Consider the following 13512-nt stretch of genomic DNA (forward strand, 5'->3'; position numbering starts at 1 on the left):
TCATGAGCCGGGCTGCAACGCCGCACCAGGGTGTGCAGAAGGACCCGAACATCGTCGCCCTGCTCAGCCTGCAGCTGCTGCTCCTGGCCTTCTTCATTCTTTTGAACGCCCTGTCCAAGTTCGAGGATGAGAAGACGCGCCGGGTCCTGGAGAGCGTGAACGACACCTTCAACGGCCAGGTGCAAGCGGTGCGCAACGCCGCCAGTTACAGCGGCGCGATCGGCAGCCTGGACGACGGCCGCAGCCTGGTGGCCGAGCTGAAGCGGCTCTTTACCTCGGCGCTGCCGGCGACCCGCGTCGAGCAGACCTCCCGGGCCAACGTCTTCCGTCTCGAGCTGCCCGCGACGAAGCTCTTCGAGGCCGGCAGCGTCGAGCTGCGCAGCGGCCGGCTGGGTCTGCTCGAGCGGATCAGCGATGCGCTCAAGCGGCGCCAGGCTCGGGGCCAGGGCTTCCGCCTGCGCTGGCTGCACGGGGTCGCCTCGACCCGCGAGCGGCGCCTCGCGGCGCCGGCGCCGAGCCTGCTCGAGATCCGCCGGCTCGGCCAGGTAATCGACGAGCTCCTGGCGCGCGGGGTCGCGGCGGACCGCCTGGCGATCGGTGTCGAGCCGATCGGCGAGGGCCGCATGGTGCTCGAGATCCGCCTGCCCGAAGGCCCCGGGACCGCCGGGGAGACCGGGGAGCAGAGGCGATGAGCGACGACCACCGGGAAGACGACGAGCCCGTCGAGGAGCCGGTCGTCCTGGCCTCGGCGCCGCTTTTCGGCGGGGCCGCCGCCGCCCAGCCGGACAACAGCCAGGCCTGGATGGTCACCTTCGCCGATCTGGTGGCCCTGCTGCTCACCTTCTTCGTCCTGCTCTTCGCCATGTCGCGGGTAGAAACCCGCGACTGGCAGAACCTGGTCGACGCCCTGTCCCAGAGCCTGAACCGGATCAGCGAGAGCCGGATCGCGGTCCCCGACGTCGACCTCGACCTGAAGAGGGTTCAGCCGGTGCCGGGCGCCAACCTCGACTACCTCAGCACGGTGCTGCGCGACCAGATGGCGGGCCACACGGTCCTGTCCCGCGCCGTGCTTCGGCGCCAGGACGAGCTGCTGATCATCTCCCTGCCGGCCGACCTGCTGTTCGCGCCGGGCTCAGTCGAGCCCGCGGCCCGGGCCGACGATGCGCTCTTCGCGATCTGCGGGGTCCTGCGAAACCTGGAGAACCGGATCGAGATCGCCGGGCACGCCGATCCGACGCCCCCGGGCGCCCGCTGGCCCTCGAACTGGAACCTTTCGCTCGGCCGCGCGCTCTCGGTCGCCGCGCGCCTGCAGGGCAACTGCTACCGCAAGGACGTGGTCGCCCTCGGCTTCGGCGACGCCAGGTTTGCCGACCTGCCGGCCGGCCTGCCCAGCGCCCAGCGCCGCGCCCTCGCGCGCCGGGTCGACATCGTCATCCACGAGACCGCGGCGCGGAAATGATGCAGCGACCGGCCGTCCTGCTCCTGGTCCTGCTGCTCGGCTTGCTACCGCCGCCGCCGGCCGCTGCGCAGGACCCGATCCGGGTGCGCGGCGGCGTCCATGCCGACTACGTCCGAATGGTCTTCGACTGGCCGGCGCCGGTGAGCTATACGGCGCGGATTGAGGTCGGACGCCTGGTCCTGCTCTTTCCGAAGGGGCACAGCTTCGACTTCGCCCCGGCCCGCAGGATCCTCCGCAAGTACCTGATTCTGCCGGACGGTGCGGTGGGTGGCCGCCGTCTGGCCTTCCCGCTGCTGGGCGACTTCGAGCTGCGCCACTTCACGAGCGGGCCGCGGGTGGTCGTCGACCTGCTGCGCCGGCCCAAGGCGGACCCCAAGCCTGCCGAACCCAAGCCTGCCGAACCCAAGCCTGCCGAAGCCAAGCCCGCCGAAGCCAGGCCCGCCGAGGCCGCCCCGAAGCCGAGCGAGGCCCCGGCGGCCAGGGACATGGCGGCAGGGAAGGCCGCCGAGCCGGCCGCTGCGCGGCCCGCGATCACCGTGCGGGTTGGCCGGCATCCCGGCTACGGCCGCCTGGTCTTCGACTGGCCGGAGGCCGTGCCCTACCGGGTCAGCGCCGAGGCCGGCCAGGTCCGGCTCAGCTTTGGCCGGGCGGCGAGCTTCGACCTGGGTGGGCTCAGGCGCCGGCTGCCGCCCCAGGTCCGGGACCTGGAGGTGGCCTTTGCGCCCGACGGCATGACGGTGACCCTGACCGTCCCGCCTGCGGCCAAGGTCCGGCACTTCACCTCGGGCCCCAAGGTAGCGCTGGACATCCTGCACGACGGCAAGGCCTCGGCGACGGCGGCGCCGAAGCGGGCCGCGAAAGCCCCGACGCCCCTCACCAAGCCGCGGCCCGGGCGCAAGGCCGCCTCGGGCCGGCCCCCGGCCACGCGCGGCGAAGCGCTGCGCGCCGCGGCAGCGACGGTGACCCGGCGCCTGCCGCCCGAGGACCAGGCCCGGCCGCTGCCCGGACCGCAGGCCCCGCCGGCGCCAGAGATCTCGATCCAGCTGCCCTGGACCCGCGGCGCCAAGGCGGCCGCCTTCCGGCGGGGCAAGAACGTCTGGCTGGCCTTCGACCGCAAGGCGCCCGAGGGCCTGCGCGAAGGCTTCGCGCCCGAGTTCGGGCCCCTGAAGCGGATCGACCAGGCGGGCGGCACGCTGCTCCACTTCGAGGCGCCGGCCGGGTTCGAGCCGGCGCTGCGCCGGGTCGACGGCCTCTGGACGGTCAAGCTGCACCGCCGGCCGGTCGCGCCCCTGCGGGGGCTGAAGGCGAAGTTCAGCGACGACCTCCGCGCCATGCTGGTGCCGCTCGGCGGCGCCGGGCCGGTCTTCCAGGTCACCGATCCCAGCTTCGGCGACCGGCTCTTCGTCGTGCCCGTCGCCGGACAGGGGCTGGGCGCCGGGGTCGAACGGGCGCTGCCTGAGTTCCACATCCTGCCGGCTTTCCAGGGCCTGGTGATCCAGACCCTGTCGGATGCCATCCGGGTCGCGCGCAACCGGGACGAGGTGATGCTGACCGGCCGCGGTCCCCTCACTTTGGCCGGCGGCACGATCGACCTCGCCACCGAGGAGGCGGCGCAGCCCCAGCGGCCGCGGCTCCTCGACCTCGTGGCCTGGCGCGGGCCGAAGGGCGAGGCCTTCACCAGCTTGCGCCAGAAGCGCCAGAGCGCCGTGGTCGCCGCACGGCCGCGGGCCAAGCCGAGTGCGCGCCTGGAGCTGGCCCGCTTTCTCTTCGCCCACGGCTTCGCCAGCGAGGCCCTGGGGCATCTCGAGGGCGTCCTGCGCGAGCGGCCGGACCTGGCCCGCTCGCCCCAGGTCGTGCTGATGCGGGCGGCCGCCCGTTTCCTGCGCGACGACTTCGAGGCCGCGGCCAAGATCCTCGACGACCCCGGCCTCGCCGGCGAGTGGGAGGCCGAGCTCTGGCGCGCCGCCGTGGCGGCGCGGGCGCAGGACTGGGAAGCCGCCGCCTCCGGCTTCGCCCGGACCGCCGGTCTGATCGCCGACTATCCCCCGCTCGTTCGCGCCCGCCTGTGGCTGCTGGCCGCGGAAGCCGCCCTGCAGAACGGCAACACGGCGGTCGCCAGCGAGCGCCTTGCGGAGCTGGCGGCCGACCGTCCGCCGCAGGGCCAGCAGGACCGGCTCCGCTTCCTCCAGGGCCTCAGGGCCGAGATCGACGGCGACGCGGCGAGCGCGCGCCGGATCTGGAAGCAGGTCGCCCAGGGCCAGGACCGGCCGGCCCGGGCCCGGGCCCGGCTGGCGCTGGTCGACCTCGATCTGGCGCAGAAGAAGATCAGCCCGGAAGAGGCGATCGCGGAGTTGGAGCGCTTGCGCTTCGCGTGGCGCGGCGACTACTTCGAGTTCGCCCTGCTGGAGCGGCTGGCCGACCTCTACCTTGGCCAGCTCGATTACCGCAAGGCCCTGAACATGCTTCGCCAGACCGCGTCCTACCTGAAGGATTTCCGGCGCTCGGAGGCGGTCGGGCAGAAGATGCGGGCGATCTTCGCGCAGGTCTACCTGGGCGGCGGCGGCGACAAGCTGCCGCCCCTGACCGCGCTCGGTCTCTACGAGGATTTCCGCGAGCTGACCCCGGTCGGCGCGGAGGGCGACCGCATGATCGCCGCGCTGGCCGACCGTCTGGTCGAGGTCGATCTGCTCGACGAGGCCGGCGACCTGCTGCAGGCGCAGGTGAAGGATCGCCTCTCGGGGCGCGAGAAGGCCCGGGTCGGCGCCCGGCTGGCGCTGATCCGCCTGCTCGACACGGCGCCCGCCGAGGCCCTGAAGGCCCTGGACGCCAGCGCTGCGCGCGGCCTGCCGGCGGATCTGGACCGGGAGCGGCGCTACCTCCGCGCCAAGGCCCTGGCCGGGGTCAACCGCGGCGCCGAAGCCCTGAAGATCATCGAGGCCGAGACCTCGCGGGCGGCGCTGGAGCTGCGGGCCGAGATCGAGACCAAGCTGGGCCGCTGGGCGGCGGTCGCGAAGACCCTGTCGCGCCTGCTGCCCGAGACGCCGGCCGAGGGCGAGCTCCCTCCGGAGCCGGGCCGCAAGACCATCCTCAGCGTGGCGGTCGCGCTCACCCTGGCCAAGGACCGGGCCGGCCTGCAGGCCTTGAAGCAGCGTTTCGGCGCGAGCATGGCGCGGACCGCCGAGCGCGAGACCTTCGCCCTGCTGGTCGACGCCGAGGCCGGCGGCGGCGCGCCGATCGCCGAGGTCCTGAGCCGCGCCGGCCACGCCGAGGCCTTCCTTGCCTCCTACCGGAAGCGCCTGGCCGACGGCCAGCTCAGCGAGCTGAACTAGATCAAATTGCGCTCGATTGGAATCGATTGAGTGCGGATAATTTGATCTACTTCATATAGATAGAGCAGCCTGCGTTCGAATGAACGCAGGCCGCTCTAGGCGCAGGTCCGACCCCTCACCCATCCATGCCCGGCCCTGTGGCCACCGGGCCGGGCACAGCTCTCACGATGTAATCTCAGCACCCTACCAACATGCAAGGGTGGGGCCCGGCGCGTCAGCGACGGGAGGGTGAGGGGGGCATCTGGGAGGAAGGCAGCCCCGGCGTCACAAGCCGTAGCTCTGCACCAGGCTGCCGGCGACCAGGTACCAACCGTCGACCAGGACGAAGAAGATCAGCTTGAAGGGCAGGGAGATCATGATCGGCGGCAGCATCAGCATGCCCATCGACATCAGGATCGAGGCCACCACCAGGTCGATGATCAGGAAGGGCAGGAACAGCAGGAAGCCGATCTCGAAGGCGCGGCGCAGCTCGGAGATCATGAAGGCCGGGATCAGGGCGCGCAGCGGGGTGTCGTCCGGCGTCGCCAGGTCCTCGGTGTCGGAGATCTCGACGAAGAGCTCGAGGTCCTGGGCCCTGACATGGCCGAGCATGAAGCTGCGCACCGGGTCGGCGGCGAGTTCGACCGCCTGGAGCTCGTCGACCTCCTCCTCGAAGAGCGGCTGCAGCGCCTGGTCGTAGACCGCCTGCAGGGTCGGCATCATGATGAAGAGGGTGAGGAAGAGGGCCAGCGACACCAGGACCGAGTTGGGCGGCGTCTGCTGGATGCCCAGGGCGCTGCGCAGGAAGGACAGAACCACGACGATCCGGGTGAAGGAGGTCACCATGACCAGGATCGAGGGCGCCAGGGAGAGGATCGTGACCAGGGCGATGAGCTGGACCAGGCGGCTGGTGGTCGGGCCCAGCTCCTCCGTGCCCAGGTCGAGGGTCACGCTCTGGGCCAGGGCGGCTTCGCCCCAGGCCAGGGCGAGGAGGGCGCCCAGGCCGGCGCCGAGCAGGAGGCGCGCGGTCATGGCGTCTGGCCGCCGGTCAGGACGCTGAGCTCGCCGGTCTCGCCGCGGCGCACGCCCGGCTTGATGCCGCCCTTGGGTGTCGGGCCGAAGCCCTTGTCGAGCAGCAGGTCCTGGGTCGGGCCGAGCAGGACCAGGTACTCGGTCCCGTCGCGGCGCAGCAGGATCAGCCGGCGCCGGGCATCGACCGAGGCGACCTCCTGGATCGAGAGGCGGCGCGGCTGGCCGCTGTTGGGCAGCAGGCGGGCGCCCGGTCCGAAGCGGCGGACCGCCCAGGCGAGGGCGAGGATCAGCCCGATGACCGCGGCCAGCGCCAGCAGGAAGCGGAAGTAAAGCTCGATGTCCATGGCCGGGCCCGTCGCTCCCCTCGCTCAATGCTCGCGCTGGGGCTTGGCGTAGGCCGCCGCCGCCCGCTCCGCCGGGGCGGCGCCCTGGCTTTCCTCCGGCGCCGGCGTGCGCGCGCGGATCGCCGCGGCGAGCCGGCCGAGAGTCTGCTCGAGCTCGGCGAGGCCGGACTTCACGGCGGCGCGCTCGCCCGGTCCGGCCTGCGCGGCCTGGGCGCAAAGCGTGCGGATCGTGGCGTCCAGGGCGGTGACGTCGATCACCCGGCCGGCCTCGACCGCGGCGATGGCCGCCCGGACCTCGCCGTCCAGGTTCGCCAGATCCGCCGCCAGGCCGCTGCTCTCCGGGCTCACGGGGCCGCCTCCTCCGGCTCGGGCGCCGCCGCCGCATTGGCGCGGTAGACGTAGGACAGGATCTCGGCCACGGCGGCTAGGGCCTCGACCGGCACCTCGCTGTCGACCTCGATCGCGGAGAGGATCTCGGCCAGCTCGGCGTCCTCGCGGACCTTGACCCCGCGGGCGAAGGCGATCTCCAGGATCTGCTCCGCCAGGGCGCCGCGTCCCGCGGCGGTGACCCTGGGGTTGCCGCCGGCCTCTTCGCGCAGCGCGACGGCCAGGTTCGCCGGCCGTGGCGGCGTCTTCGCGTCGTCCGGACTCCTCGTCAAGAAGCGGTTCCCTTCGCCGATGCGGATCCTCCGACGGATCGCCCGCGCCGGAGGTCGCCGGCGCCCCCGACTCCTCGGGGCGCAGGCAAGCCGGCCGCGCCGTCGCGCCGCCGCGGCCCCGATCATGAATCGTTAGCCTTAACGAAAGGTTTAACCTGTAAGGGTTATGTCGTGTCCGGGTTCAGCTGCCGGAGGCCTTGGCCGGCCTGCGCTCGGGCGGGGGGGCGCCGTTGGCCCGCGCCTCGTTCTCGGCCTGGATGCGCTCATAGATCTCGCGACGTAGGACCGAAGCTTCGGCAGGGAAGGTAAACCCAAGCTTTATCGATTTTCCGCGGATGTCGATCACCGTCACCTCGATGTCGTCATTGATAATGACGGACTCGCCGATTTTTCGCGTCAGATAAAGCATCAGGCTCTCGGCTCATGTTCCCGGCCAGCCGGGCCGGTATACCATTTGGAACAATTATACTCAAATTTAAGCCGTTTTACCGATTATTAACAAGGGACGCGTGATAGTGGCGACACTCGCGCGGAAAAGCGGCGCGTTTTCCTAGGCTTCGGGACCGGTCATGGATTTCGGCAAGCTCCCCATCTTCGACGTTCTGGCCCGCCGCATGGGATGGTTGGGGCAGCGCCAGGAGGTCCTGGCCCAGAACATCGCCAACGCCGACACCCCGGACTACCGCCCGCTGGACCTCAAGGCGGCGCCCTTCGAACGCGCCCTCGCGAGCCAGGTCAGGCCGGTCCGGCTCGCCCAGTCCGATCCCGGCCATCTGTCCGGGCCGCGGGCCGACGCGGGACGGGACTTCAAGGACGGCCGCGTCCCGGGCTACGAGACGGCGCCCGCCGGCAACGCGGTGGTGCTGGAGCAGCAGCTGGTCTCGGTTGCCGAGACCCAGATGGACTTCCAGATGATGACCAGCCTCTACCGGAAGCACCTGGACATGTTCCGCACGGCCCTGGGCCGTAGCGGCGGCAGCGGCTGACGCGGGCTGACACGGCGGGAGGCGACGGATGGATCTCGGCAAGGTTCTTCACATCTCGGCCCACGGGCTGAAGGCCCAGGGCACCCGCCTGCGGGTCATCGCCGAGAACGTCGCCAACGCGGATTCCCTGCCGCGCGCGCCCGAGGACCAGCCCTACCGGCGCAAGCTGGTCAGCTTCGCGAACAGCCTGAATCGGGCCCTCGGCTTCGAGACCGTCAGGGTCAAGGGCATCGAGGCGGACCGCAGCGACTTCGGCCGTCGCTTCGAGCCGGGCCATCCCGGGGCCGACGCCGAGGGCTACGTGCGCACCCCGAACGTCGAGACCATCATCGAGATGGCCGACATGCGCGAGGCCCAGCGCAGCTACGAGGCCAACCTCAAGGTCATCGAGGCCTCTCGCAGCATGGTGCAGCGGGCGATCGCGATCCTTCGCTAGCAACCACGACGGCACACCCAGACAGGGAGCTGAGCCTTGGCAGTCGACATCTCCAACGCGGTCGCGGCCTACAACCAAGCGGTCCGCCAGCAGCAAGAGCCGGGGCTGGCGCCGCGCGACGCGGCCGGCGGCGGCTTCGCCGACGTCTTGCGCGGCGCGGTCAACGACGGCGTTGCGAGCCTGAACCAGGCCGAGCAGGTCTCGCGCGCCGCGGCCGTCGGCAAGGCCGACGTCAACGAGGTGATCACGGCGGTCAGCGAGGCCGAGCTCACCCTGCAGACCGTGGTCGCCCTGCGCGACCGGGTCATTCAGGCCTATCAGGAAATCCTCCGGATGCCGATCTAGGGCGTCTCCCGGGGGACGGCCGCGCTCAAGCCATGGACTCGACCGAAGTCATAGAAATCGCCCGCGAAGCGATCATCGTCGCGCTCAAGGTCGGATCGCCGGTCCTGCTGCTGGCCCTCCTGGTCGGCCTGACGATCGCTCTGTTCCAGGCCCTGACCCAAATGCAGGAAATGACCCTCTCCTTCGTGCCCAAGATCGTGACCATCTTCGCCTCGCTCTTCGTGCTCCTGCCCTTCATGCTCAGCACCCTCGTGACCTTCACCGAAGGTCTGATGGACCGGATCGTCGGCCTCAGTTAGCCGGCCTTGGATTAGGAGCCTGCCCGGGGAATGCTCGCGGACCTCTTGCCGGCCGGGATTTTCGCGGTGCTCCTGGTCTTCGTCCGGGTCGGCGCCTCGCTCTCCCTGCTGCCGGCCTTCGGCGAAGCCTACGTCACCCCGCGCCTGCGCCTGGTGGTGGCCCTGGTGATCGCGCTGCTGCTGGCGCCGGTGCTGGCCGGGCGCCTGCCGCCGATGCCGGCCGCGCCGGCAGCGCTGCTGCTGCTGATCCTGGGCGAGGCCCTGGTCGGAATCTTCCTCGGCACCCTGGCCCGGATGTTCATGTCGGCCCTGACCACCGCCGGCATGGTCATCGCCTATATGAGCTCGCTGGCCAACGCCCTGGTCAACGACCCGACCGCCGAGCAGCAGGGCTCGATCGCCGGCTCCTTCCTTTCGGTCACCGCCCTGCTGCTGATCGTCACCTTGGACCTGCACCACCTGCTGCTGATCGCGGTGATCGACAGCTACGGCCTCTTCGCCCCGGGCGTCGCGCCGCCCCTGGGCGACTTCTCCGAGGTCATGGCGCGCACCGTGGCCAAGATCTTTCTGCTGGCGATCCAGATCGCCACCCCCTTCATCGCGGTCGGCGCGATCTTCTACCTGGGGCTCGGCCTGCTGTCGCGCCTGATGCCGCAGGCGCAGATCCTGTTCATCGCGATGCCGCTGCAGGTCATGGTCGGCATCTCGATGCTGGCGCTGGCCGTGCCCGCCGCCCTCGGCTGGTTCCTCGCCAGCTTCGAGGACACCTTCCTGCCCTTCGTGGCGCCGCGCTGAGGCCGATTCGACGTGAGCGACAGCGCCAACAACGACGACTCGCTAAAGACGGAGGAGCCGACCCAAAAGCGCCTCGCGGAGGCGCGGGAGAAGGGTCAGGTCGCCAAGTCCCAGGAGGTCGGCCACTGGTTCATGATCCTGGCCTTCGCCGTGATCATCGGGCTGCTGGCGCCGCAGGTCGCCGCCGGGCTGAGCGAGTCGCTGGAGGGCCTGATCGCGCGCGCCCATGCCTTCCCGGTCGACCGGGGCGGCCTCGGCGGGCTCCTGGGCGCGCTGATCCTGGAGGTCTTCCTGGTCCTGGCCCTGCCCTTGGGTGTGGTCGTGATCGCCGCGGTCCTGTCCGGCTTCCTCCAGGTCGGCTTGATCTTCACCCTGGAGCCGCTGAAGCCGAAGCTCAGCAAGATCTCGCTGGTCGCGGGGGCCCAGCGGCTCTTCTCCAGCCGGGCGATCGTCGAGTTCCTCAAGGGCATCGGCAAGCTGGCCATCGTCGGCGCCCTGGCCTTCCTGATGGTCTGGCCGCAGCGCGACATGATCCCGCTGCTGCCGACCCTGCCGATGCTCGATTTCCTCGACCTGCTCGGCGGCCTGGCGCTGCGGGTCGTCCTCGCCGTGCTCGCGGTGATGACCGTCCTGGCGATCCTCGACCTGACCTACCAGCGCTTCCAGCACAGCAAGCAGCTGCGGATGACCAAGCAGGAGGTCCGCGACGAGCACAAGCAGGCCGAAGGCGACCCGATGATCAAGGCGCGGCTGCGCCAGATCCGCGCCGAGCGGGCCCGGCGGCGCATGCTGGCCGCGGTGCCCGAGGCCGACGTCGTGGTCACCAACCCGACCCATTACGCCGTCGCACTGCGCTACGATCCGGCCTCGATGAACGCGCCCAAGGTCACCGCCAAGGGGGTCGACAAGGTCGCCCAGCGGATCCGCGCCGCCGCCGAGGAGCACGAGGTGCCCTTGATGGAGGACCCGCCGCTAGCCCGCGCGCTCTTCGACAGCGTGGACCTGGACGACGAGGTTCCGCCCGAGCACTACAAGGCGGTGGCCGAGATCATCGGCTACGTGATGCGGCTCAAGGGCCGGATACCGCGTGCCGCAGGGCCGGCGGGGGCCGGGGACTCGCCTTGATCGGATGACAATGCTAGTGGTGATGCAGGGTTATCAAACGTCTCGCTCCGCCGTGACCCGTTTCATGCGCAAGATCAGCTCGCTGTACGGCCTCGTCGCCGGCGCCGGAACCCTCTGCGCCCTGCCGGCGGCCGCCCAGGTCGCCGGCGCCGCCGCGCCGGCGGGCAGTGCAGAGGGCGCCTACCTCTGGGCGACCTTGCTCTGCCTCGCCGGCGCCGCCCTGGCCCTCGCGGCCTGGCTCTGCGTCAGGGCGCAGCGCCGCGTCACCATGCTGGAAGGCGCGCTGAACGCGGTCCCGCAGCCGCGCCAGATCGTCGATCGCGACGGCCGGGTCATCCTCGCCAACCCGGCCTGTCAGACTGAGTTCGGCTCGGCGGAGCGCGGCCTGGCGGAGCTGCTCGGCGAGGAAACCAAGGACATCGCGGAGTCCCACGAAGCGGTTCTGCGCCTCGCCGCCAAGGCCCGCGGCGGGGCCGCCGATCATGCCCAGATCCGGGTCCGGCGCCGCGCCGGCGCGGCGCCGGAGGCCTGGCGCAGCGTGACCGTCTATCCCCTGAAGGGGCGGCCGGGCTGCGTGCTCTGGCTGGTCGACGACATCACCGCTGAGCGTCAGATGGAGACGATCCTCCAGGAAGAGCAGGCCCGCTTCGTCGACCTGCTGGAGCACGCGCCGATCGGCTTCTATTCCGTCGACGCCGAGGGACAGTTCCTCTTCGTGAACCAGACGCTGGCGGACTGGCTCGGCCTGCCGCCGGAAGAGCTGCTGGGCGGCGAGCGCCGGCTGCACGACGTGGTCCGATCCGCCGCCGCGCCGGAGGCCGCCGCCTACGATCCCTTCGCCGGCGGCGAAGACCCGCTGCGCGGCGAGGTGACGCTCTGCGGGGCCGACGGCCTGGCCTTCACTGCCCTGATCAGCCAGGACGTCGTCCGCGCCGAGGATGGCCAAGTCCTGCGGACCCGCTCGGTGGTCCGCAACCTGTCCCGCGAGCGGGCGGTCGAGGAGGCCCTGGCGCACTCGGTGCAGCGCTTCAAGCGCTTCTTCGAGGAGGCGCCGATCGGGATCGCGCTGCTCGAGCCCGACGGCAGGATCGCCGAGACCAACGCCAGCTTCCGCGGGTTGCTTGAGCTGCCGCAGGACGGCATCGAGGGCAAGCCCCTGGTCGACCTGGTCGCCGAGGACGAGCGCGACTCGGTGGCCAAGACCATCGCTGCCGCCGGCGGCAACCCCTCCGGCGACCCGACCATCGAGGTCCGCTTCCAGGGCGGGCCCGAGGTGGTCTGCGCGCTTTACGTCAACCGGCTCGAAGGCGCCGACGGCAAGCCGGCCGGCTATATCACACACTTTATCGACATGACCGAGCAGAAGAAGCTCGAGGACCAGGTCTCCCAGTCCCAGAAGATGCAGGCGGTCGGTCAGCTCGCGGGCGGCATGGCCCACGACTTCAACAACCTGCTGACCGCCATGATCGGCTTCTCGGACCTGCTGCTGTTGCGCCATCGGCCCGGCGACCAGTCCTTCGCCGACATCATGCAGATCAAGCAGAACGCCAATCGGGCCGCCAACCTGGTGCGCCAGCTGCTGGCCTTCTCGCGGCAGCAGACCCTGCAGCCCAAGGTGCTGAACCTGACCGACGTGCTGGCCGAGCTGACCCACCTGCTGCGCCGGCTGATCGGCGAGAACATCGACCTCAAGGTGATCCACGGCCGCGACATCGGCCCGGTCAAGGTCGACCAGGGGCAGCTCGAGCAGGTGATCATCAACCTTGCGGTCAACGCCCGCGACGCCATGCCGGAGGGCGGCGTGCTGACCATCCAGACCAGCGACGTCCAGCTGCAGCGCTCGGCCAAGCGCGGCCGGGAGACCATCCCGCCCGGGCATTACGCCCTGGTCGAGGTCCGGGACACCGGCTGCGGCATTCCCGGCGAGAACATGGACCGGATCTTCGAGCCCTTCTTCACCACCAAGGAAATCGGCGCCGGGACCGGGCTGGGCCTGTCGACGGTCTACGGCATCGTGATGCAGACCGGCGGCTTCATGGCGGTCGAGAGCGTCATCGGCGAGGGGACCACCTTCGCGATCTACCTGCCGCACCACGAGCTCGAAAAGACCGAGGCGGTGCCCGACGACGAGGCCGAGGCGCGCCGGCGGGTGGATACCACCGGCCGGGGGACCGTGCTCCTGGTCGAGGATGAGGAGGCGGTGCGCGCCTTCTCCGCCCGGGTTCTGCGCAACAAGGGATACAATGTGCTCGAGGCGCGCTCCGGCGAGGTCGCGCTGGAGGTCATGCGCGACCACGGCGATCCGATCGACCTGCTGATCACCGACGTGGTCATGCCCCAGCTCGACGGACCGGGCCTGGTCCGGGAGGTGCGCGCCGAGCGGCCGGAGCTCAAGGTCATCTACATCTCCGGCTACACCGAGCGCAACCTGAGCCAGAGCCTGGACCTCGAAGGGCCGACCCACTTCCTGGCCAAGCCCTTCACCCTCAAGCAGTTCGCCGAGAAGGTGAAGGAAGTGCTGCACGAGGGCGCCGCCTGAACCGCCGCGCGGGCCCGGCGCCGGGCCCGTCGAGGACGGCTAAGGAGGGGGCCGGCAACGCCGGGACCCTGGCTTGTTTCCGCGATTTTCCACCCCGTTGCGCTGTTCCACCGACCCGACAAAGGTCCGCATTGGTTCGGTCAATGTTCACTTTATGATCTCATTTGCACTTGTTTTTTGAGAAC

Annotated in this window: 15 protein-coding genes; 10 read left to right on the plus strand and 5 right to left on the minus strand. The window is 70.7% G+C overall.

All coding sequences use genetic code 11. The annotated features are described in order from the left end of the window. The first annotated feature begins 2 nt into the window (after positions 1–2). The 3 genes from QNJ30_11800 to QNJ30_11810 are packed head-to-tail and all read left to right on the plus strand — an operon-like array spanning position 3 to position 4788. Complete coding sequence (locus QNJ30_11800; protein ID MDJ0944145.1) at positions 3–692, plus strand: hypothetical protein; 690 nt, start codon at positions 3–5, stop codon at positions 690–692. Further along, positions 689–1459 (plus strand): flagellar motor protein MotB, encoded by a 771-nt coding sequence (locus tag QNJ30_11805; protein MDJ0944146.1) that lies wholly within the window; start codon positions 689–691, stop codon positions 1457–1459. Before QNJ30_11800 ends, QNJ30_11805 begins: the two co-directional genes overlap by 4 nt. Then, positions 1456–4788, plus strand: a complete 3333-nt coding sequence (locus QNJ30_11810; protein MDJ0944147.1) for a hypothetical protein — start codon at positions 1456–1458, stop codon at positions 4786–4788. Before QNJ30_11805 ends, QNJ30_11810 begins: the two co-directional genes overlap by 4 nt. A gap of 264 nt (positions 4789–5052) precedes the next feature. Here the strand turns inward: QNJ30_11810 and fliP are convergent, their stop codons facing one another. From fliP to csrA, 5 genes are all read right to left on the minus strand, one after another. Next, complete coding sequence (fliP, locus tag QNJ30_11815; protein ID MDJ0944148.1) at positions 5053–5799, minus strand: flagellar type III secretion system pore protein FliP; 747 nt, start codon at positions 5797–5799, stop codon at positions 5053–5055. Then, positions 5796–6143 carry a flagellar biosynthetic protein FliO gene (locus QNJ30_11820; protein MDJ0944149.1) on the minus strand — a complete coding sequence of 116 codons (348 nt, stop codon included), beginning with the start codon at positions 6141–6143 and terminating at the stop codon, positions 5796–5798. The genes fliP and QNJ30_11820 overlap by 4 nt, the downstream gene beginning before the upstream one ends. A 24-nt stretch (positions 6144–6167) precedes the next feature. Next, on the minus strand, positions 6168–6491 hold the full coding sequence (locus QNJ30_11825) for a hypothetical protein (GenBank protein ID MDJ0944150.1): 324 nt from the start codon (positions 6489–6491) through the stop codon (positions 6168–6170). After that, positions 6488–6802, minus strand: a complete 315-nt coding sequence (locus QNJ30_11830) for an EscU/YscU/HrcU family type III secretion system export apparatus switch protein (GenBank protein ID MDJ0944151.1) — start codon at positions 6800–6802, stop codon at positions 6488–6490. The genes QNJ30_11825 and QNJ30_11830 overlap by 4 nt, the downstream gene beginning before the upstream one ends. A gap of 181 nt (positions 6803–6983) precedes the next feature. Further along, positions 6984–7211, minus strand: coding sequence for a carbon storage regulator CsrA (csrA, locus tag QNJ30_11835; GenBank protein MDJ0944152.1), 228 nt, complete (start codon positions 7209–7211; stop codon positions 6984–6986). Positions 7212–7371: 160 nt separating this feature from the next. On the opposite strand from csrA, the gene QNJ30_11840 reads away from it, so the two are divergent. The 7 genes from QNJ30_11840 (at position 7372) to QNJ30_11870 (ending at position 13327) form a co-directional block, all read left to right on the plus strand. Then, positions 7372–7788, plus strand: a complete 417-nt coding sequence (locus QNJ30_11840) for a flagellar basal body protein (protein ID MDJ0944153.1) — start codon at positions 7372–7374, stop codon at positions 7786–7788. Positions 7789–7816: 28 nt separating this feature from the next. Further along, the gene (gene flgC / locus QNJ30_11845; protein ID MDJ0944154.1) at positions 7817–8224 is read left to right on the plus strand and encodes a flagellar basal body rod protein FlgC; all 408 of its coding nucleotides are present in this window, start codon (positions 7817–7819) and stop codon (positions 8222–8224) included. Between the two features lie 36 nt (positions 8225–8260). Further along, positions 8261–8569: a flagellar hook-basal body complex protein FliE gene (gene fliE, locus QNJ30_11850; protein MDJ0944155.1), complete on the plus strand. Its 309-nt coding sequence runs from the start codon at positions 8261–8263 to the stop codon at positions 8567–8569. A gap of 32 nt (positions 8570–8601) precedes the next feature. Then, on the plus strand, positions 8602–8868 hold the full coding sequence (gene fliQ / locus QNJ30_11855; GenBank protein MDJ0944156.1) for a flagellar biosynthesis protein FliQ: 267 nt from the start codon (positions 8602–8604) through the stop codon (positions 8866–8868). A 30-nt stretch (positions 8869–8898) separates the two neighbouring features. Beyond that, positions 8899–9663, plus strand: coding sequence for a flagellar biosynthetic protein FliR (locus tag QNJ30_11860; protein MDJ0944157.1), 765 nt, complete (start codon positions 8899–8901; stop codon positions 9661–9663). A gap of 12 nt (positions 9664–9675) precedes the next feature. Further along, positions 9676–10788, plus strand: coding sequence for a flagellar biosynthesis protein FlhB (flhB, locus tag QNJ30_11865; GenBank protein ID MDJ0944158.1), 1113 nt, complete (start codon positions 9676–9678; stop codon positions 10786–10788). A gap of 64 nt (positions 10789–10852) precedes the next feature. Beyond that, entirely contained in the window at positions 10853–13327 is a 2475-nt protein-coding gene (locus tag QNJ30_11870) for a PAS domain-containing protein (GenBank protein MDJ0944159.1), read from the plus strand. Positions 13328–13512: the final 185 nt, after the last annotated feature.

Source organism: Kiloniellales bacterium (assembly GCA_030066685.1).
GTDB lineage: Bacteria > Pseudomonadota > Alphaproteobacteria > Kiloniellales > JAKSBE01 > JAKSBE01.